Consider the following 19293-nt stretch of genomic DNA (forward strand, 5'->3'; position numbering starts at 1 on the left):
TTTTGCAGGGTCAGGTTCAATCACGAGCATAATCACTTATGTCGGTGCTACAGTGTCAGGTAAAGATGCGAATGGAAATACTGTGACAGGGACAACGGTTACTTATTCAGGACAACAAGACCCTAACGGCACAACTTATACAGGAGATTACGCGGAAATCTCGAATGGTAAAGGAACAACATTAACTCCAGTAGTGGCAGGAAAGATAGTTGCTAATGATTCAAAAGGAAATCCTATCCAACTTTCTGGAATTACTGTGACAGGTGGTAAGGAAACAGGGATTACTTGCACGATTACCTATTCAGAAGATGCTTCAAAAAATATGACAATTGTCTGGGATGGCGCAGCAACTACAATCACAGAACCCGTCATTAATCAAACCTCTACAGACAGCTCAGGGACAAATGCTATTAGTGCGACAGGAACGCCAAATAAATCGGGAAGCTTCTACTCAAATTTTGCAAATGACCAAGAAGTGATCTCGATAGGTCCTAATCTAACGACAGCTTCAAAAGGTATCTTAACACTCACTCCAGCCTCAGGTAATCAAATCGGCGCAGCTGAGTTGACCTCTTACAAACTTGACATGACGAAGACTTGGAATTTTGGGGGTCAAGTAGCAATTGGTGGTACTGGAGGAGCTGATGGTGTTGGTTTTGCGCTCTATCCAGGTAATGTCGGACAAATCGGTAAAAAAGGATTAGACCTCGGTGTAGGAGGATTGTCTGGAGCTTTTGGGTGGACGGCAGATACCTATGCTAACGGGGCAGGAGCCACAACAGATCCAGCCTATCTGCTACAAGGTTCAGATAGTACATCAACAGGAACTAATGGAACATATAAAGGATCAGACGGACCATCGAATTATACTTTACCAACTTCTGGTGCCACAGTATCCAATAGTGGAACGAATACTACAACGCAAAATCTAGCACTTAACTTCACTACAGGTGGGGGAACTAATACTGCAAGAGGTGGCTGGGCATTTTCAAGACCTTCAGGTGGTTCAGCAACAAATGCGTACTCTGTCTTTGACTTAACGGACTGTCCTACAGCTGATATTTCAGGTTTCTTGGATAACAGTTTTCATGATTTTACTCTCCAATACACACCAGGAACAAAATCCACCAAAGCCTCTGACCTTGCTCAGGGGACAATTGCAGTAGAGTATGGTGCAGACTTAACCTCCGCCTCAGCTCCGAGTGTTACAACATCTGGAAATGCAACAACAAGTGGTACGACAACAATACTTCCTAATGGTTCAACTTGGGCAATTCAAGGCAATGGTAATTCTACAAATGCAGTTGCTTTTAGCTCAGAAAGCAGCGCAAGTAGTAATTCAAACTATAAAATCACAATAGCTAATAATATGGCAGCATCAACTACACCAACAGCAACTTATGGTTCAGCTTTGACTGGGATGAAACTTGCTCTAAAGAGTTTTAGCTATAAAGGAACACCATACCCAATTGGCACCACATTCTCATATACTCAGCAAGGAACTTCATCGTCATTTACAAGTGGTTATGGTACTGTTTCTTATTCAACACCTACAATCACGTATTCTAATGTGATTGTAGCAAAATCAAGCACCACAACAAGTACAAGCACCTCTGTTACTTACTATTATGCTAGCTTCGCTACGTATTCTGCAAACTCTGTTGATGGAAGTAGTGATTTCAAATGGTCTATTCCTGTCGCAGAGTTAGAGTATAATGCTGGTGGTGCTTCAGAAGTTGGAATAACCAAAATGTCTTTTGCGTTTCTTGGATCGACGGGTGGTGCAATGAATCTGCAACAAGTGGAATTTCAAGGAGATGCAACAGCTAATGCAATGCAGTCTAATCAAGGCTTTGGTTTTTCTCCTTCACCAGGTTATGTGACAGTAGGCTATGTTGACTTTACCAAAAATACCGTAGTCAACTTATCGGGACAACAACTCGTCAATAATGCTGGAAATCCAATCTCGCAAATCAAATCTAAAAATGCATCAGGAGTGGATGTTTCACCACCAACAGCGAAGTCAGTGACGACAATGATTACACCTGATGGAAAAAATCAAAACAATATCGGAAACGAATTTACCGACCAAGTGAGTCGGATGTATCAGACTCTTGCTCCTGATGTAGGTGGAAGTGGAGGAGGTTTTGATCCAGGAGATGGTACAGCAGTTCCATCTGAAATATTTAACAAAAGTACCACACCTTTTAGTCCGACTAATCCATTTAGTGTATCTCCTGATTATACTTATGCAGGAATTTATGGTACGGCATTGGGTAGTATCACTTCACTATCTGGGGATAGTTCAGGAAATATTTATATTAATGGAAGTACAACAGCAGCAGTAAACTTGGATACAACAGCAGGAAGTTATGATGGTACATCAATGTCTGGAAAATATACAGGAACTTTCTCTGCGAATGATACCTATTTGTACTATATCTATAAACCTGCAACAGAATATGCTAATGTCACTTATGTTGATTTGAATGGTGGGAGCGATGGCAAAACCCCAACCTATGTTGACCCAAGTATTACAGGCGCCAATAAGGATACGTCTACACAAATTTCAATTGCCTATAAAGGTACAGTTGGAGCAACGTTGTCAGCCGTTAGTTATGCTGCCAGCAATTATACTAATGCTAAAACAACGGGGACAAATCTTGTTACAGCAAATGCTAGTAGTAATTTTGCTATTCCGGCGGGTTACCAGTTAAGTTATGCAATCAACACGACAGGCCAATCTGGAGCTGGTACAAATAAGATTATGACTGGCTCGTCGCCAAGTGATTCGTCAACACCAACAATCCCTAATTCTTCAGGAACAAATGCGGCAACGGATGTATCAACAAGTGGTTTAACATTTGACTGGTCACTGGCAGAAAATACTCCTGAGACAATTACGATTTATTTAACGCATATAGCGGCTTCTAGTATCAATGGTACGGCCTTGACTCCTATATTACAAGCGGAGACGATAAATTATTATACTAATACTGGTTCGGCTACTGTACCAGCTGGTACTACAACTGTGGCGACTGCGGTAACAAATTATATTGGCTTTAGTAATGTTTATGACCAAGTCAATGGAAATCTTCTTTATACGGACTGGTATAATTATGGAACAAGTAAACCTACTCTAACAGCAAGTAGTGCTCCAGCACTTAACAATGATGGAAGTTTAGCATCTTCAGCGACAGGATGGAGTACCTATAATTCAAGTAGTCCACCTCAGTTTTTATCTTCTTCATTTCCTACGGTTTCTGGGAAATATATCAATGCGGTAACTAATGCTGGAGTGGTGGTTACGCCTGTACCAACACAAGTGCCAGCAGTAACGGCAACTGGTGGTACACAGTTTGCTGGATACACGACATCAAGTAGTTACCCAACAACTAATAGCTATACTCCTACAATTTCGAGTATTACTTTGAATGTTTATTATAATACGTCAACGAGTATTGCGATGTCTAACAGTCCTACTTATACGACAGAGCACGTGAACTATGTTGCTCAAACTGATCCAACACATCAGGTGGCGACAACATCTCAGCAGACGATTACCTTTATCACTGTGAATGCAATGAGTGGAACGAGTGGTTCGGGAACAACAACAGGTGTCTATGCCACTTACTGGTATGATGGTATCCCTACAACTTATCCTACAGTGTCTTACACATCATCCAATACGGTTGGGACAGTAAGTGCGCCTACTGGCTGGACATTACTTTCTACGGATCCTAGCTTCGACTCAATTACAAATATTGCAGGTAAAATCGCAGCACCCCACTCTCCGAGTATGATATTGTGACAACCGCAGTTGAAAATGACTATACAACTGGTGGTACTAATAAGTCAATCTCATTAACTCCAACAACTGGAAACTCCAATACTTATACGCTGAAGGGACAGGTGGCAAAAGCTGGTTCAAATACGATAGTACCTACATCGACCACTACAAGTTTAAGCTCTAGTGCAACTATTGGTGCTTTGGGTAAATTATTTGAAACGGGCGTTTCTGCGGATACAACAACAACTGGAAATACGGATTTGAGTTTTACAATTTACTATACGAAAACGACATGGTCACTGCCGTATACGGGTGGAATTGGTATCTTGCTCATCGTTATTCTAGGGGTTGGAATCAGTAGTCTTGCAATCATTCTACGAAAACGTAAAAATCGGCAAGCTGAAGAAATTCAAAGTTAACAAAAAACTTCGAGATTGATCTATTATCTCGGAGTTTTTTGGACAAATTGAAATTTATATTAAAAAATGAAATATGCTATAATATAAGAAAACGATTAAATGGAGATTGTTTATTGAATAAAAATTCTATTGAATTTAAGCTTAAAAATCCAGAAGATGCAAGTCTGATTTTTGGTGTGCAAGATAAGTATTTGAAATTGATTGAGGCTCAACTAGGTGTTGAGGTGAATTATCGTGGCGAGATGGTACAAATTTTGTCTGATGATGAGGGTTCGTGCGAGCGAGCGCGAAAGGCGCTTCAAGCTCTTCAGGTCTTGGTTTCAAGAGGAGTTCCTGTGCATACCTCAGATGTGGTCATCGCTGTAAAAATGGTTTTGAATGATGATATTGAGAACTTTACAACGCTTTATGAAGTTGAGCTAACTAAAGATGCAAATAATAAACCAATTAGGCTCAAAAATCTGGGTCAGAAGACTTATGTAGATTCGGTCAAACATCATGATATTGTTTTTGGGATTGGACCTGCTGGAACAGGGAAAACATTTCTTGCTGTGGTAATGGCAGTTCAAGCCTTACGTAATGGTGCTGTGAAGCGTATTATATTGACAAGACCTGCGGTTGAAGCTGGCGAAAGTTTAGGATTTTTGCCCGGAGATTTACAGGAGAAAGTTGACCCTTATCTTCGCCCTGTATATGATGCTTTATTTACTATTTTGGGAAAAACGGCTACTGAGCGTATGATGGAGCGTGGTATTATTGAGATTGCGCCGCTTGCTTATATGCGTGGTCGGACATTAGATGATGCATTTGTTATCTTGGATGAAGCACAAAATACAACAACAATGCAGATGAAGATGTTTTTGACGCGTCTTGGCTTTAATTCGAAGATGATTGTTAACGGAGATACTTCGCAAATTGATTTGCCTCTGAAAGTTAAATCAGGCTTGATTGATGCTAAGGATAAGTTGAGTCGTGTTGATGCGATTGATTTTGTATATTTTACTTCCAAAGATGTGGTACGTCATCCAGTAGTGGCTGAAATCATCAAGGCTTACGGTGATGAATGAGGGAAGAACAATGATTTTTCAAGTCAATAATCTAAAGTTACACTATGAAGTTTTGGGTAAAGGAAAGCCACTCGTGATTTTGCATGGCTTAGCAGGAAATTTGGAGACAATGGAAGCTGTATTTGAGCCGGTTTTTAATGAAAAATCTGGTTTCCAGCGTTTATATGTTGATTTGCCTGGAATGGGGAAAACGAATGCTCCGCTAGAATTTGCTTCATCCGATGCTATTTTGGAAGTATTGTTATCTTTTGTAAAAGAAGTCGTTGGTTCTCCCTTTTTATTAGCTGGTTATTCTTATGGGGGCTATCTCGCTCGTGCAATGGCAGTAAAAGATGCAGCTGTTAATGGGTTGTTGTTGCTTGCGCCTGTGATTGTACCTGAGCATGACAAGAGAGCGTTACCTGAGACAGATTGGTTTTATGAAACGCAGATTTGCAAAATGGCTCAAGTGAGATATGATGCGGTTTCTAAGCAGGCGAATGAAGATTTTTTAGAGAAGTTGGATGATAAATATGCGTTGAGTTGGGATGTCTCAGCTGCTCATCGCTATAGTCAACCTGCGTTGATTTTATTGGGACAGCAGGATGGTACAGTCGGTTTTGAGAATCAATTATCTTTGATTTTAGATTATCCTAGAGCCACCGTTGCAATTTTAGATTTAGCAGGACACAATTTGCAAATGGAGCAAAGAGAAGTTTTTGAAGAACTTGTAAAAAATTGGATAGAGCGCTGTGAAATGACAGAGGTAAATTAAAATGGCTGAAGGATATATCATGGATTTGCGCGAGAAAGTTGGACATATTCCGATGGTAATTGCGTGTGCGAGTGTGATTATCTATGATGAAACACGGGGCATTCTTTTGCAAAAACGCAAGGATAATGGTCAGTGGTGTTATCATGGAGGTTCTGTGGAACCTGATGAAACAGTGGAAGAAGCAGCAAAGCGCGAGCTTTTCGAAGAAACAGGACTCTCTGCTTTGGAGATGGAGCTTTATACAGTAGCATCAGGGAAAGAACAACACTTCTTTTATCCTAATGGGGACGAGGTTCACATTGTGGATACTGTTTTTATTTGCAAAAATTTTTCGGGTGATATTGTCATGGAAGAGTCAGAAGTGACGGATTGTAGATGGTTTGCTTTTAGTCAACTTCCAGATGATATTACACGAGCTACCAAAACTCCGATTTTGCGCTTTGCAAAGGAAATGCTCACAAGGAGTTTTTGAGCAGTCTGTCAGAAATGGCAGAAATAAAAAATGAATAAAAAGAGGATAAAATGTTTTTCCAAATCGATGATTTTAAGCTACATTATGAAGTAATGGGTGAAGGAAAGCCGATATTGATTTTGCATGGCTGGGCAGCTCATTTAGCAACGATGGCTGAAGTTTTTGAGCCAATTTTCAATGAGAAAATAGGATATAAACGGATTTACGTTGATTTACCAGGAATGGGAGATTCATCTGTTCATGATGATTTTTCCTCGTCGGATATGATTTTATCTACTTTGATGAGCTTTGCAAAAGAAGTTATTGGTGAGCCTTTTTTGTTAGCTGGATATTCATATGGTGGATATTTGGCAAGAGCAATGGTAGCAAAAGGTGCTCAGGTATCAGGTTTGTTGCTCCTAGAACCTATGGTCATTCCAGATACAGAGGCTAGAAATTTGCCTGATGTCGAATGGTTTTATGACACTGAGATTTGTCAGCAAGCGAGTGTCCGCTCAGACAAGCTTTGGCGAGATGCTAATTCAGAATTTTTGGCACGTTTGCGTGAGTCTTATGCGCTTAGTTTTGATACGAGCCATGTCAAAGCTTTCGATGCTCCGACTTTGATTTTGTTGGGACATCAAGATGGAACGGTGGGCTTTGTTGACCAACTTAGTTTGTTAAAAGATTATCCACGTACCACTTTTGCGATTTTGGATTTAGCAGGACACAATTTACAAATGGAACAGCCAGAAGTATTTGAATTCTTGGTAAAAAATTGGCTCTTACGAATCGAGAATGGTATTTGATAATATTATAAAGCTTGTCAGTAACAAAAAATAAGGAAATATAAAATGTACGTAGAAATGACAGATGAAACAGGAAAGGTTCCTGCAAACATCATTGAGCAAACTGAAAAAATCTTGGCATTTGCTGCTGAAAAATTGAAGTTGAAAGATGCAACGGAGATGGCAGTCACATTTGTTGATAATGCTCGCTCTCATGAATTGAATTTGGAATATCGTGATACAGACCGTCCAACAGATGTGATTTCGCTAGAGTACAAACCTGATGAAAGTGAATTTTTTTTTGATGAGGAAATGGAAATTCCTGAGGAATTGCTCAATGAGATGGATCCTTTTATTGGTGAATTATTTATTTCGATTGATAAAGCAGCAGAGCAAGCAGCAGGTTATGGACATTCGATTGAACGTGAGTATGGCTGGCTTGCAGTACATGGTTTCTTGCATATCAATGGCTATGACCACTATACGCCTGAGGAAGAGGCAGAGATGTTTGGACTTCAAGAGGAGATTTTGACTGCCTATGGACTCACACGATAAAGATTTTAAAGTTTATGACAAGAAGGATTTCAAAAATCCGAATGACAAAAATGCTAATTCGCGCGATAAGTGGAAAAATAGAGATGTTTTTTCAAGTTTGAATTTTGCTTTGACAGGAATTTTGACTGCTTTTCGTTATGAGCGAAATATGAGAAAACACGCTCTGTCAGCGATTGTAGCAATTGCTTTTGGGATATTTTTCAAAATTTCAGAGTTTGAGTGGTTATTTCTACTTTTATCTATTTTCCTTGTTTTTATGGCGGAACTTTTTAATTCAGCGATTGAAAATGTGGTTGATTTGGCCTCTGATTATCAGTTTCATATGCGGGCAAAACGTGCAAAAGATATGGCAGCTGGAGCGGTTCTTGTGATTTCAGGGTTTGCGATTGTGGTTGGTTTGATTGTTTTTCTCCCTAAAATTTGGAGCTTAATTTTTAAATGATAGATAAAGAAACAGAATTTTTAAATATTTTGCAGCAAAATACAGAACTGATGATGATTGTTGAGGAAGTGTCAAAACTAAATTTACCTCATTGGTATATCGCTGCTGGAAGTGTTTTTCAAACGGTGTGGAATGCTCAAGAGGGCAAGCCATTGATGAATGAGGTTCATGATATAGATCTTGTTTATTTTGATTCTCATTTGTCAGCTGATGAATCTAAAATTGCTGACAAAGCTTTGGAAAATTTTTTGTCAGTAAAATTTGGTTATCAATTTGATGTACACAATGAAGCTCAAATGCATCTTTGGCATGGTACTGACAGACTACCTTATACGAGCTGTGAAAATGCAATTGAACGCTGGATTGCAACGGTTCACGCTATCGGCATCACTCAGACACAGACGGGGCTTCGTTATTTTGCACCCTATGGTTTAGATGATATTTTTTCAAGAACAATTCGTCCATTGGTGCATGACGATATCACACGTGAGATGTATCTTGCTAAAGCAAAAAAATGGCAAGAAAGATTTCAGGGCTTGACTGTGCTTCCTTGGCCTGATGATAAAGACTAAAAATACTGACAGAAATTCTGTCAGTATTCTCGACAAATCTGTCATTAAAAAAGTGTACTGACAACTTTCTGTCAGTACACTTTTTATTAAATGTAATAAAATTTCTCAAATATGCGATTCTTTTTTGTAACGTTCAAGTTCTTCAGTTGCTAAATTTGCAAGTCCGAAACATTCTAACAATTTGAAAGCCTCAATACAGGATTCAACAGCTAATAAACTTTCTTTCGAAGGATTTTTGCGAAAGCGATAAAGGACCTTAAAATAAGCAAACATCGCTCGTTCATACATATTATAATCTGGTAAAATATGCGCATCTAAATAATCAAAAATCTCTCGCAGGGGTTCAAAATGTTTGTTTGCAATCAGTACACGAATGCTGGAAAGTAAAGCAGCATTGATATGTGACTGAAGTGCATCAGGATTGCGATATTGGACGCCAGGATTAATCATTTTGTGGACCAATTCCCGAAGTTGATGGTCAGAAAAAATACTTGCACAATTCATTAAAATTTCACATTCTAGCATCCACCATTGTGAAACGCCCATGAGATAGTCGTAAATTTTCAGAATGCCAGCATCAGAAATCTTGAAATCTTTATCAACTTGTGCCAGAAAACTCTCCGCCTGTACGAGATAGATAAAATATCTAGGATCATCAGGATATTTCGCTAAGTCATCTTTTAATTCGTTCACTAATTTTTGTAATTTAGATGAATTTCGTTCCCAATAAGTTCGAAAAATAGCACCACCGATTTGCAAGGGAAGATAATCGGCTTGCTCGTAATAAAGATATTCAAAATCTCCAAGTGTACTGCCAATTTGAGTGAGGGCATACATCAGCTTTTCAATCGTCAAGCTTGTTTTTCCTTGCTCAAATTTTAAAAGTTGTGAATAGGAAAGCTGCTCACTCGCCACGGCCTTTGCTTCAATTTTTTTTAGTAAACGCAAGGATTTATAAGTCTTCCCAATTAATTTATCAACCATTTTTTCCTCTCATATCTGCGAAATTTCACTTTAAAAAATATTGATTTCGCTTTCAAGTCATTATACAATAAAAACATAAAATTTGATAGCGCCGTTTCCTCCTAAAAAAATTTGAAACTGCTATCAAATTTTTTGTGCAAAGTTTGATATACTACGTATATCAGGTTTTGACAGTTCTGTCAAAACCCTTATTATCAGCAGAAATCAGGAAAATTATGGAAAAAATGATAGAGGTTAATGAACTCAGTAAAAGCTTCAAAAAAACAATTAAGCAATCTGGTTTAAAAGGAGCTGTTAAATCTCTTTTCAATCCAGAGTATGAAACCTTTGAAGCAGTAAAAAATCTAACTTTTGATGTAAAAAAGGGGGAGATTCTTGGCTTTATTGGTGCAAATGGTGCAGGTAAATCTACAACAATTAAGATGTTAACAGGGATATTAACTCCAACAAGCGGGACTTGTAGGATTAATGGAAAAATTCCGCAAGAAAATCGCACCGAATATGTCAAAGAAATCGGTGTTGTATTTGGTCAACGTACGCAACTTTGGTGGGATTTGGCACTACAAGAAACATATAGTGTGCTTAAAGAAATTTATGAAGTACCCGACAAACAATTTCAAAAACGCATGGATTTTCTCAATGAAGTGCTTGAATTACATGAGTTTATCAAAGACCCCGTCCGTACACTTTCACTTGGTCAACGGATGCGAGCAGATATTGCTGCAAGTCTTTTACATAGTCCCAAAGTGTTATTTTTGGATGAGCCAACTATAGGACTTGATGTTGCAGTCAAGGATAATATTAGAAAAGCGATTATGCAAATTAATCAAGAAGAAAAAACAACGATTATCCTGACGACGCATGACCTTGCGGATATTGAACTGCTTTGCAATCGAATTTATATGATTGATAAAGGAGAAGCAATGTTTGATGGTTCTGTCAGCCAATTAAAATCGACATTTGGTAAGATTCATGAAGTTGATTTTGAATTGTTCAGCGAAGAAGAGGTGAAAAAGATTAATTTTGCTAGCTTTTCAGACGTTGAAATCGAACAAGTGGGGCGACAGGTAAAAGTTCGATTTGATGCGACAAAAATTACAGTGCCACAACTTTTGCACTCTGTGATGAGTCAAGCTCAAGTGCTGGATGTTTCGGTTAAAGATGCTGACATTGAGGAAATTATTCGTAGATTTTTTAGAAAGGAGATTTAGAGTGAGAGGACTTTATTCTAATTTTAAAAAATATCGCCCATTCCTACGTGCGGGAGTTCAAGGTCTGATGGCATATCGGATGGATTTTTTGATTTACAGGTTGGGTGATATTATGGGGGCCATTGTTACTTTCTTTCTATGGCAAGCTGTTTTTCTGAGTTCACCACGGACTAATCTTAACGGTTTTACCGTTCAAGAAATGACGCTTTATGTTTTTTTGAGTTTTTTCACCTCCCAACTTTCTTATTCAGACGGCGCTTGGGCGCTTGGCGATGAAGTGAAAGACGGTTCAGTTGCGATGCGTCTTTTGAAACCAGTTAACTTTAATGCAACTTTTTTGTTCAACGAATTAGGCGGAAAATCTGTTGCAATTGGAATGCTTAGTGTACCGATTTTTGGCGGTGTTTTACTCTATCAATTTTTGCATCCTGCAACAGTAAGTTTTAGTTTCATTAATTTTGCTCTATTTCTTTTGAGCTCGATATTTGCCTATTTTATCAATTTTTATTTTAATCTTTGCTATGGTTTCACAGCATTTGTGTTCCAAAATTTGTGGGGAGCCAATGTTTTGAAAAGTGCAGTCGTTGCTTTTATGTCGGGTTCGTTGATTCCGTTGAGCTTTTTTCCACCAGCTATTGGACATCTATTGAGCTTATTGCCTTTTTCTAGCTTGATCTATACACCAGTGATGATTTATTTAGGGAAAGAAAATACGAGCCAAATTTTAATTGCTTTTGCTATTCAAGTTGTTTGGCTTTTAATTTTCATGGGGTTATCAAAGTTAATTTGGCGTTATACAATCACACGCCTCAATGTGCAAGGGGTTAAAAAAGTTGGAACGACTATTTAAGCAGAGTAAAATATTGGGGGAACTATGAAAAGAATTTTAAGATTAGAAAAAATCTTTGCCGCACAATATCTCAAACAATTGATGGAATACAAAGCAGATTTTTTGGTGGGAATTATTGGTGTTTTTTTGACACAAGGGCTAAATATTTTGCTGATTGGAATTATTTTTACACAGATTCCAAGTTTACGTGGCTGGAGTTTACCTGAGATTATTTTTATTTATGGCTATGGCTCGCTTCCTAAAGGCATTGACCACGTCTTAACAGATAATCTTTGGGCGGTTGGACAGCGACTGGTCCGTAGGGGAGATTTTGACAAATATATGACGCGTCCGATTAGTCCATTGATTTACTGTGCGCTCGAAATGTTTCAAGTTGATGGTTTTGGTGAGATGTTAATCGGGATATTATTAATGGCAAGTACATGGCAGACGGTTGCTTGGACTCCACTCAAAGCTTTTGCTTTTATTGTAAGTATTCCTTTTGCGACATTGATCTATACAGCACTGAAAATAATACTTTCAAGTTTAGCATTTTGGATGAAACAAAGCGGAAGTTTGCTATATGTTTTTTATCAGGTCAATGGATTTTCAAAATATCCTGTCACGATTTATAATTTTCCAGTTCGTTTTTTGATTAGTTTTATAGTGCCGTTTGCCTTTACGGCTTATTACCCAGCAAGTTTCTTACTGAAAGGGCAAAATTTTGTTTTAAATATTGGGGGGACAATACTTGTTTCTGTCCTGTTTATGACTTTTGCACTCTGGATTTGGAATAAGGGAATTGCGGCATACGAGTCCGCAGGCTCTTGAGATAACGATTGAAAAAGCTTTGATAGACAATTCTTATACTAGTTCACCTCTAAATCCGCATAAGCAGATTTGGTAGTTGGATTGCAAATATACCGTCTTTTGCTCTTAACATTTCGTCTTGCCAGCTTTGCTGGATTGCGATTTGAACTTCCAACTTAGATTTAGCGACATAACGAAAAAGTCTTGATTTCTCTAACACCTGAATCTTTAAGAAGATGAGTAGCGTGCTGTAAGGTTGCTCCTGTGGTATAAATATCATCGACTAAGAGGACTTTTGGGGAAGGATTGCGTTTTCTATTATAGAAAACGCATTTTTTGAGTTTAAGCGATCTTTTCTGTCAAGAGAACTTTGAGTTGATGTGTCAGATTTAACAAGCAACTCTGTAAAAGAATGCTCTTTTAGAAAGGCAGAAACTTGATTAAATCCACGCTCTTGATAGCGTTCTGGACTGATTGGGATAGGAACGACCGTAAAGTTTTTGTCAAATTTTTGGAAAAATGATTTAAAAATTTTATGAAGTTGGTAATCCCCAAGAAATTTATAACGACTGAAATAGTCGTGCATTGCGCCATTGTACTGGAAAATAGCTTGGTGGTTAATCAAGATACCTTTACTTTCCCATTCTTGACAATCTTTGCAAATCTGTGAATCCCCTGACTTATAGCAACGTGGGCAGTGTTCTGTTGGGATTTTTATAAAATCTTGCTGACAATCTGGACAGATAAATTGCTCAGAAGTTTTGAGAAGAAACAAATCTGAAAAGCGATAATGAATATGAAATTTAGCGTGACAGAGCAGGCAGGTCATAAAACTCCTCCTCTACGATTTGATTTTTTTATTTCCTGAACAGCTTTAAGCATGGCTTTAGTTCGTCCTTCGTGAAAAAAGTAGACTAATCCACTAGGGCGCGTGATTGAGCGCCCAACTCGCCCTGACATTTGGATAAGGGCTGATTTTGTAAAATTAGTGTGATGAGCGAGGAGAACAAAGACGTCTATTTCTGGAAAAGTGACTCCACGCTCTAAAATACTTGTGGTGACAAGGATGGAGTAGTTTCCTGAACGAAAGTCTTCAACGATATTTAAGCGCTGCTTGCTTTTGGAGGATACAAATGCAATTTTTTCTTCTGGAAATTTTTGCTTTAACTTTTTTGTAAAAGATTCACCAAACTTAATTTCGGGGACAAAAATAAGAAGCGGGAAACGGCTTATTCTCTGCTTTTTTAAACATTGGATAAATTTTGTATGCCATAAAAGTTTTGGAACAGTAAGCTTGCCTCCATGAAAACGTTGAGTTAGCTCAAGTTGATGGAGAGCTCCGATTTTGATTTGATGATCTAAAAAATCAGTGGTTGTGGCAGTCAGATAAATTAAACAAGAATCAGGTTTTCTGGCAGTGCAAGCAGCAAAATAAAGCATTGGATTGTCTGCAAAAGGAAAGGCATCAACTTCGTCAACAATCAATAAGTCAAAGGCATCACGAAATCGTAAGAGTTGATGCGTAGTCGCAATCACAAGTGGGGCACGAAAATAAGGCTGACCTTCGCCATGCAAGAGTGGTATTTTACAAGAAAAATCACGAGAAAGTCGTTGATGTAGCTCGATACAGACATCAATTCGAGGACTGACAACTGCAACACTTTTTCCATCTCTCAAATATTGATTGATGATTGGGTAAATCATCTCGGTCTTTCCTGCACCTGTGACAGCTCTGACAAGAATCTGTGAGTGCTGACGGCAATCTGTGACAAGGCTGTCAGCGATTTTTTGCTGTTCTGAGGTTAGTTTTCCTGACCAACGAAGATAAGAATGTGCTATAAAATTTTGCTGAGGGAAGTGATAGAGTGACTCATCAGAGCGCACCCTTCCCAGATTAATACAAGTCGGGCAATAAAAACATCCTAGAGGAAGTCGAACCATAACTTTTTTGTGGATGCTGCCACATCGCAAACATTTGATGCTGTCAGTGCTGACAGAAATCATAGCAGGAGATTGGTTAAAATCAGCTTTGCTGACAGAATGTCTGATGCGATTAAAATCTGTTGTCAGTAATAATCGTCCGTATAAATCTTTCATAAATAGTTATACGTAAAACTTTGCTTGATGTAACGCGTATTTTAAATATTACGAATATTAAATTATTATGTGTTTTTGTTAAAATTTGTTTAAATAGAGTTAATAGGAAATACTAAAAATGGAGGGAAAGCTATGAAATCAAATCAAATTAAATCTAGGATGCTTAGACTTCTGCTTATCGCAACAGGAATAGTTGCAGGCTCTTCTGTTGTTGTGGCGACAGCAACACCAGCAGAAGTTGCTGCTGCGAAATCTTTCATCAAGTCAGTAATGATTAAAAAAGATACGAAAAGTAAGAAAAAGAAAGGGGATAGCTCAAGTATTGAGGCGGCAATTGCAGGACTTCTTGGAGCTGCAGGAAGTCCATTTCCAGAAGAAATTCCTTCGATAGAGTTTCTCACAACAACTTTGTCCAAAGTATCACCTTTGACCGCACGTTTGGCACAAATTTCTCGAAATCTTTCAAAAGAAATAACAGAAGTAGTACTAGGGGAAACTGCCGCTGCGGAGGAAGTGGATGCTGAAAGTCTTACAAAAGTTGACTTCACAAGTTTGTGGGAAAGTGAAGACATTAACTACTTAATCACTCTTTTTGGTGATATCACGAAGATTAAGACTGATGTCAATGTCAAGGATATTCTTAATAAATTTGGAATTAAGAATTTTACAGGTTATGAATTTGACCGAACGGAAAATGAAGCAACGCTCTTTTTTGGAGTAGATGATTTATCTAAAGTTCCAGATTTCACAGCTGAGGAAAAAGAGATGTACCATTTTGCAGAAGAATCTGCAAGTTTTGAAACGACTATTGGTCCTGTGGGACAACTTCCTGTCGGAGTAGTTCCAGCTGCGTGGGAATATGTCACTCAAGAGGGGAAAATATTATTTGAACATGGTGTTGATGGAGATTTTGCACATGGGACGTATCATGAAGGACTTGATGCGATGATGTTTTTAGATGGCTCAACAGTGCTTCCACCTGAGCTTGACTCGATTAATGGTTCAACTGCGACTTTCTTAGAAGGGGTGCATAATTATAATCCGAAAAGTTCGGGAGCATGGACAACGAATGCTACAATGGCTATATCGAACTGGGTGTTGAATTTTGGTTTTAATCAACAAGTTGTGAGTCCAGAAGATCATGCTACGATTGGTGGTATACTAAACGCAGCTTCGTTCAAAGATTTGTTGTATTCTCTTGAGGTTGGACAATCCGTAACACTGAGAAGTCCACTTGAAACATACGCCAATCAATCACGAACTCCTGCTCTAAAGAGTTTGGTAGGGACAGATAATTATGTATATATTGTATTGACAAGGACTGCGGATGGCACAGCAGAGAATCCAGCCTTTCATTGGTTGAAATCAACTTTCCATCCAGAAGCTACTGGTGGAAGCGAGTGGTATCGAGGGTTGAGGTACTATTACACTGAAGTTGAAAGTTTGTATTCAGCAAGTTGGAAAACAACAGTGAGATTGGTTTTACCAGAAAGTGTACCTGAACCAGAACCAACACCTGAGCCAATTCCAGAGCCAGAACCAGAACCAGAAATCATCGAAGAAGAGAAGAACCCAGAGACACAGATTGAGGAAAAAACAGAGCTAGAAAAAGAGGAGCAGGCCGAGAGTATTCCAGAGCCGATGATTACTTTGACACCAACTTATAGCTTTACCTCTGATGAACCAGCACCGGTACCAATGGATGACGGGTTCGTTGTAGGTGGTGAAGAAATGGATATGCCAAAAACAGGGGATAAAACTGATGAGCTTCTAGAAATAGAAGGTGGCGCTATTGCACTTGGAGCCGCAGCTGTCGCGCTTGAAGAAGGGCTTAAAAAACATAAAAAATCCGCTAAAAAGGAAAAATGAAGTCAAGACTTATTCAGTGAGAGTTTCGTAAAATATTTGTCCGTTTTCTCTACTCGCTATCTTCGCTACGCTGCGCTGTCCACACCACGGGTATTCAGGCTCGCTACACCAAGTCACAATGGTTCTCGCTAAGTGGCTAAAGTCACAAGTCGAGTCGCAAAGCACTAACACCCTAGGACAGCGTAGCCCGAAAGGGCGGAGATAGCACGCACTTGTTTTGATGGAAGATGAAATAGAGAAATGCAAAGCCGTAGAACTTTGCATTTTCTATATGTAAAAATGCTATAATTGAGCTAAGACTTTTCGTTCGTGAGGGTGAAAATATTGAGGTCACCTAAAGAATAATGAGGAGAAATAGATGACAATCACGATAAAAAAAGACGGCATTTATGGAGAAGAAATCAAAAAATCACGTTTCATCTGTCAGCTCGCTCGTGTCAAATCAGAAGAGGAAGCGCAAAACTTTATTGCACAGGTCAAAAAAGCCAATCCTCGTGCCAATCATAACTGCTGGGCTTATACAATCGGCGATCGGCAGGAAATCCAGCGGATGAGTGATGATGGAGAGCCGTCAGGTACAGCAGGCGTTCCCATGCTTGAAATCTTAAAAAAGAAGGAAATCACTAATAGCTGTGGCGTTGTCACGCGCTATTTTGGCGGCATTAAGCTAGGCGCAGGCGGACTCATTCGTGCTTATGCAGGTGCTGTCAATCATGCGATTGAAGCCGTCGGGCTGGTGAAGTTAGTTGAGCAGCAAGAAATGATTTTGCGCCTTGATTACAGTCTTTATGACAGCTTACAGCGTTTTTTGACACAAGAAAATCTTGTCATCGTAGAAGCCGAATTTTTGACAGAAATCAAAGTGAGTGCATACATTGACAAAAACCGCGCTGACAGCTTTCTGTCAGCACTGACAGAGCATTTTAATGGAAAAATCATCGCTGACAAAGGACAAATCAAACTGACAGAAGTCGATTTTGCACAAATTAAGTAAACTTTATTTGGCCACGAAAGGATTCAATGACTAAAACACTAGCTAAAATTTTATTTACCATATATAGCCTTATTCTAATCTGGATTATTTTATTTAAACTTTCTTTTCATCCGATTAACTTTTTAATAAACGTGAACACACGAAGTCTCAATTTGGTTCCATTTGCTCTTTCAGGAGGACGGAGAGAAGTTTTACTCAATGTTCTTATTTTTGTTCCTTTTGGTGTGCTCTTGAATATGGTGGGAAGGAAAATTCCATTTTTATTAAAAATTTTAATCATCTGTGCGATCAGTTTCTTATTTGAAAGTTTGCAATATCTATTGTCTATTGGTGCGAGTGATGTGACGGACCTTATCACTAATAGTTTAGGAGGACTTATTGGTTTGAGTCTATATAGTATTGCTAGGAAATTAGGACAAGAGCGCAAAGTTGATAGAAATATTGTTGTTTTGGGATTCATTATGATAGTTTTAATCTTAATCTGGATTGGGAGACTTTTCTTTAGACGAATCATGTAAGTAAATATGATATTTATGTTAAAATGATAAAAGTCATTTTATTTTAGAAAAGATAAATATAGAAGAAAAGGAACCCCATGAAAATTTTCAGAGGCTCAATTATTGTTAGTATCATTGCACTCATCGTTGCTTTTATTTATGGTGGCTGGGATGCACTTTTTATCACAGCGATTCTTGCTGTTCTTGAAATCTCGCTTTCGATTGATAATGCGATTGTCAATGCGAGGATTCTTGAACGCATGAGTCCAACTTGGCAAAAAGTCTTTTTAACCGTTGGAATATTGATTGCCGTAGTAGGAATGCGCTTGATTTTTCCCCTGCTCATTGTGAGTGTTTCAGCGCAGATGGGTCCTGTGCGTGCTTTGCGTTTAGCACTTGAAAAAGGTAATCCCCATCAGGCAGGCACTTATGGCTACATTCTTCATCATGCACATCCGCAGATTGCGGCTTTCGGTGGAATGTTTCTGCTCATGTTAGCCCTTAGCTTTTTCTTTGACAAACGTGCGCACACTTGGCTCAAACTTCCAGAGAAAGTTCTTCAAAAAATCGGACATTTCCCTGCAGCAAATGCGATTATTTCGCTGGCCTTACTCTTAGTTGCTTCAATGACCTTGACAGAAAATGCACAGACGATTCTTTTTGCGGGACTCCTTGGTATCTTGACTTTCATGCTTGTTGACGGCTTTGGTGAGATGATGAGCCACAGCAAGGCGGCTTCAAGCTCTGCGACCAACTTTGTGATTGCCACGGGGAAAGCAGGACTCGCTCTCTTTCTCTATCTGGAAGTGATTGATGCATCATTTAGTTTTGATGGTGTGATTGGCGCTTTTGCGATTACCTCTGACCCTATCATCATCCTTTTAGGTCTCGGTGTGATTGGGGCAATGTTTGTGCGCTCGCTGACCCTTTACCTTGTCAAAAAAGGCACGCTCAACGAACTCGTCTATCTGGAACACGGCGCACATTGGGCAATCTTAACCCTCGCCCTCCTCATTTTAGGCAGTATCAAATGGGACATCGGAGAAGCCATCACAGGCCTCTTAGGCGGTGTGATTATTGTCGTTTCATTTATCTCTAGTGTTTTGTATAATCGGAAACATTGAGGGCTGATTGATAGTATTCCAAAACTGTAAATATTTAAAA

At 38.9% G+C, this 19293-nt stretch carries 20 protein-coding genes; 16 read left to right on the forward strand and 4 right to left on the reverse strand.

The features are described from left to right. Window positions 1–52 precede the first annotated feature (52 nt). From FLP15_RS08505 to FLP15_RS08545, 9 genes are all read left to right on the forward strand, one after another. The gene (locus FLP15_RS08505) at window positions 53–3811 is read left to right on the forward strand and encodes a beta strand repeat-containing protein (protein WP_142766763.1); all 3759 of its coding nucleotides are present in this window, start codon (window positions 53–55) and stop codon (window positions 3809–3811) included. Further along, window positions 3808–4209, forward strand: coding sequence for an LPXTG cell wall anchor domain-containing protein (locus FLP15_RS08510; protein WP_190288275.1), 402 nt, complete (start codon window positions 3808–3810; stop codon window positions 4207–4209). Before FLP15_RS08505 ends, FLP15_RS08510 begins: the two co-directional genes overlap by 4 nt. A 113-nt stretch (window positions 4210–4322) precedes the next feature. Next, complete coding sequence (locus FLP15_RS08515; protein ID WP_142766765.1) at window positions 4323–5276, forward strand: PhoH family protein; 954 nt, start codon at window positions 4323–4325, stop codon at window positions 5274–5276. After that, window positions 5269–6030, forward strand: a complete 762-nt coding sequence (locus FLP15_RS08520; RefSeq protein WP_142766766.1) for an alpha/beta fold hydrolase — start codon at window positions 5269–5271, stop codon at window positions 6028–6030. Before FLP15_RS08515 ends, FLP15_RS08520 begins: the two co-directional genes overlap by 8 nt. A 1-nt stretch (window position 6031) precedes the next feature. Further along, window positions 6032–6502 carry an NUDIX hydrolase gene (locus FLP15_RS08525; RefSeq protein WP_142766767.1) on the forward strand — a complete coding sequence of 157 codons (471 nt, stop codon included), beginning with the start codon at window positions 6032–6034 and terminating at the stop codon, window positions 6500–6502. A gap of 50 nt (window positions 6503–6552) precedes the next feature. Beyond that, complete coding sequence (locus FLP15_RS08530; RefSeq protein WP_142766768.1) at window positions 6553–7290, forward strand: alpha/beta fold hydrolase; 738 nt, start codon at window positions 6553–6555, stop codon at window positions 7288–7290. A gap of 45 nt (window positions 7291–7335) precedes the next feature. Continuing rightward, entirely contained in the window at window positions 7336–7824 is a 489-nt protein-coding gene (ybeY, locus tag FLP15_RS08535; RefSeq protein ID WP_142766769.1) for an rRNA maturation RNase YbeY, read from the forward strand. After that, on the forward strand, window positions 7808–8266 hold the full coding sequence (locus tag FLP15_RS08540; protein WP_142766770.1) for a diacylglycerol kinase family protein: 459 nt from the start codon (window positions 7808–7810) through the stop codon (window positions 8264–8266). Before ybeY ends, FLP15_RS08540 begins: the two co-directional genes overlap by 17 nt. Further along, a complete protein-coding gene (locus FLP15_RS08545) occupies window positions 8263–8838 on the forward strand; it encodes a nucleotidyltransferase family protein (RefSeq protein ID WP_223804594.1) in 576 nt (191 codons plus the stop codon). Before FLP15_RS08540 ends, FLP15_RS08545 begins: the two co-directional genes overlap by 4 nt. Before the next feature lie 105 nt (window positions 8839–8943). On the opposite strand, the gene FLP15_RS08550 is transcribed toward FLP15_RS08545, so the two are convergent. Beyond that, window positions 8944–9822 (reverse strand): Rgg family transcriptional regulator, encoded by an 879-nt coding sequence (locus tag FLP15_RS08550; RefSeq protein ID WP_142766771.1) that lies wholly within the window; start codon window positions 9820–9822, stop codon window positions 8944–8946. Window positions 9823–10046: 224 nt separating this feature from the next. Between FLP15_RS08550 and FLP15_RS08555 the strand changes: the two genes are divergently transcribed. From FLP15_RS08555 to FLP15_RS08565, 3 genes are all read left to right on the forward strand, one after another. Further along, complete coding sequence (locus tag FLP15_RS08555) at window positions 10047–11033, forward strand: ABC transporter ATP-binding protein (RefSeq protein WP_142767477.1); 987 nt, start codon at window positions 10047–10049, stop codon at window positions 11031–11033. A gap of 67 nt (window positions 11034–11100) precedes the next feature. Next, window positions 11101–11883 (forward strand): ABC transporter permease, encoded by a 783-nt coding sequence (locus FLP15_RS08560; protein ID WP_425351494.1) that lies wholly within the window; start codon window positions 11101–11103, stop codon window positions 11881–11883. A 24-nt stretch (window positions 11884–11907) separates the two neighbouring features. Then, entirely contained in the window at window positions 11908–12693 is a 786-nt protein-coding gene (locus FLP15_RS08565) for an ABC transporter permease (RefSeq protein WP_142766772.1), read from the forward strand. Between the two features lie 161 nt (window positions 12694–12854). Here the strand turns inward: FLP15_RS08565 and FLP15_RS13165 are convergent, their stop codons facing one another. From FLP15_RS13165 to FLP15_RS08575, 3 genes are read right to left on the reverse strand one after another with little or no spacing between them, the layout of a single operon-like run. Continuing rightward, window positions 12855–12947 (reverse strand): hypothetical protein, encoded by a 93-nt coding sequence (locus FLP15_RS13165; RefSeq protein ID WP_223804765.1) that lies wholly within the window; start codon window positions 12945–12947, stop codon window positions 12855–12857. Window positions 12948–12955: 8 nt separating this feature from the next. Further along, entirely contained in the window at window positions 12956–13501 is a 546-nt protein-coding gene (locus tag FLP15_RS08570; RefSeq protein WP_223804596.1) for a ComF family protein, read from the reverse strand. Beyond that, window positions 13498–14769: an ATP-dependent helicase ComFA gene (locus FLP15_RS08575; protein ID WP_142766773.1), complete on the reverse strand. Its 1272-nt coding sequence runs from the start codon at window positions 14767–14769 to the stop codon at window positions 13498–13500. The genes FLP15_RS08570 and FLP15_RS08575 overlap by 4 nt, the downstream gene beginning before the upstream one ends. Before the next feature lie 132 nt (window positions 14770–14901). Between FLP15_RS08575 and FLP15_RS12765 the strand changes: the two genes are divergently transcribed. The 4 genes from FLP15_RS12765 (at window position 14902) to FLP15_RS08595 (ending at window position 19253) form a co-directional block, all read left to right on the forward strand. Further along, window positions 14902–16638, forward strand: a complete 1737-nt coding sequence (locus tag FLP15_RS12765) for a hypothetical protein (protein WP_190288277.1) — start codon at window positions 14902–14904, stop codon at window positions 16636–16638. 358 nt (window positions 16639–16996) lie between these two features. Then, on the forward strand, window positions 16997–17632 hold the full coding sequence (locus FLP15_RS08585; RefSeq protein WP_142766774.1) for a YigZ family protein: 636 nt from the start codon (window positions 16997–16999) through the stop codon (window positions 17630–17632). A gap of 26 nt (window positions 17633–17658) precedes the next feature. After that, window positions 17659–18150 (forward strand): VanZ family protein, encoded by a 492-nt coding sequence (locus FLP15_RS08590; protein ID WP_142766775.1) that lies wholly within the window; start codon window positions 17659–17661, stop codon window positions 18148–18150. A gap of 77 nt (window positions 18151–18227) precedes the next feature. Further along, window positions 18228–19253, forward strand: a complete 1026-nt coding sequence (locus tag FLP15_RS08595; RefSeq protein ID WP_142766776.1) for a DUF475 domain-containing protein — start codon at window positions 18228–18230, stop codon at window positions 19251–19253. Window positions 19254–19293 lie beyond the last annotated feature (40 nt).

Origin of the sequence: Lactococcus protaetiae, from assembly GCF_006965445.1 — a bacterium.
GTDB classification, from domain to species: domain Bacteria; phylum Bacillota; class Bacilli; order Lactobacillales; family Streptococcaceae; genus Lactococcus; species Lactococcus protaetiae.

What these genes read in the sequence shown, in the direction of transcription:
- FLP15_RS08520 (WP_142766766.1), top strand. Translation starts at nt 5,269, where the DNA reads ATGAATGAGGGAAGAACAATGATTTTTCAAGTCAATAATCTAAAGTTA.
- FLP15_RS08525 (WP_142766767.1), top strand. Translation starts at nt 6,032, where the DNA reads ATGGCTGAAGGATATATCATGGATTTGCGCGAGAAAGTTGGACATATT.
- FLP15_RS08530 (WP_142766768.1), top strand. Translation starts at nt 6,553, where the DNA reads ATGTTTTTCCAAATCGATGATTTTAAGCTACATTATGAAGTAATGGGT.
- ybeY (WP_142766769.1), top strand. Translation starts at nt 7,336, where the DNA reads ATGTACGTAGAAATGACAGATGAAACAGGAAAGGTTCCTGCAAACATC.
- FLP15_RS08540 (WP_142766770.1), top strand. Translation starts at nt 7,808, where the DNA reads ATGGACTCACACGATAAAGATTTTAAAGTTTATGACAAGAAGGATTTC.
- FLP15_RS08545 (WP_223804594.1), top strand. Translation starts at nt 8,263, where the DNA reads ATGATAGATAAAGAAACAGAATTTTTAAATATTTTGCAGCAAAATACA.
- FLP15_RS08550 (WP_142766771.1), bottom strand. Translation starts at nt 9,822, where the DNA reads ATGGTTGATAAATTAATTGGGAAGACTTATAAATCCTTGCGTTTACTA.
- FLP15_RS08555 (WP_142767477.1), top strand. Translation starts at nt 10,047, where the DNA reads ATGATAGAGGTTAATGAACTCAGTAAAAGCTTCAAAAAAACAATTAAG.
- FLP15_RS08560 (WP_425351494.1), top strand. Translation starts at nt 11,101, where the DNA reads ATGGCATATCGGATGGATTTTTTGATTTACAGGTTGGGTGATATTATG.
- FLP15_RS08565 (WP_142766772.1), top strand. Translation starts at nt 11,908, where the DNA reads ATGAAAAGAATTTTAAGATTAGAAAAAATCTTTGCCGCACAATATCTC.
- FLP15_RS08570 (WP_223804596.1), bottom strand. Translation starts at nt 13,501, where the DNA reads ATGACCTGCCTGCTCTGTCACGCTAAATTTCATATTCATTATCGCTTT.
- FLP15_RS08575 (WP_142766773.1), bottom strand. Translation starts at nt 14,769, where the DNA reads ATGAAAGATTTATACGGACGATTATTACTGACAACAGATTTTAATCGC.
- FLP15_RS12765 (WP_190288277.1), top strand. Translation starts at nt 14,902, where the DNA reads ATGAAATCAAATCAAATTAAATCTAGGATGCTTAGACTTCTGCTTATC.
- FLP15_RS08585 (WP_142766774.1), top strand. Translation starts at nt 16,997, where the DNA reads ATGACAATCACGATAAAAAAAGACGGCATTTATGGAGAAGAAATCAAA.
- FLP15_RS08590 (WP_142766775.1), top strand. Translation starts at nt 17,659, where the DNA reads ATGACTAAAACACTAGCTAAAATTTTATTTACCATATATAGCCTTATT.
- FLP15_RS08595 (WP_142766776.1), top strand. Translation starts at nt 18,228, where the DNA reads ATGAAAATTTTCAGAGGCTCAATTATTGTTAGTATCATTGCACTCATC.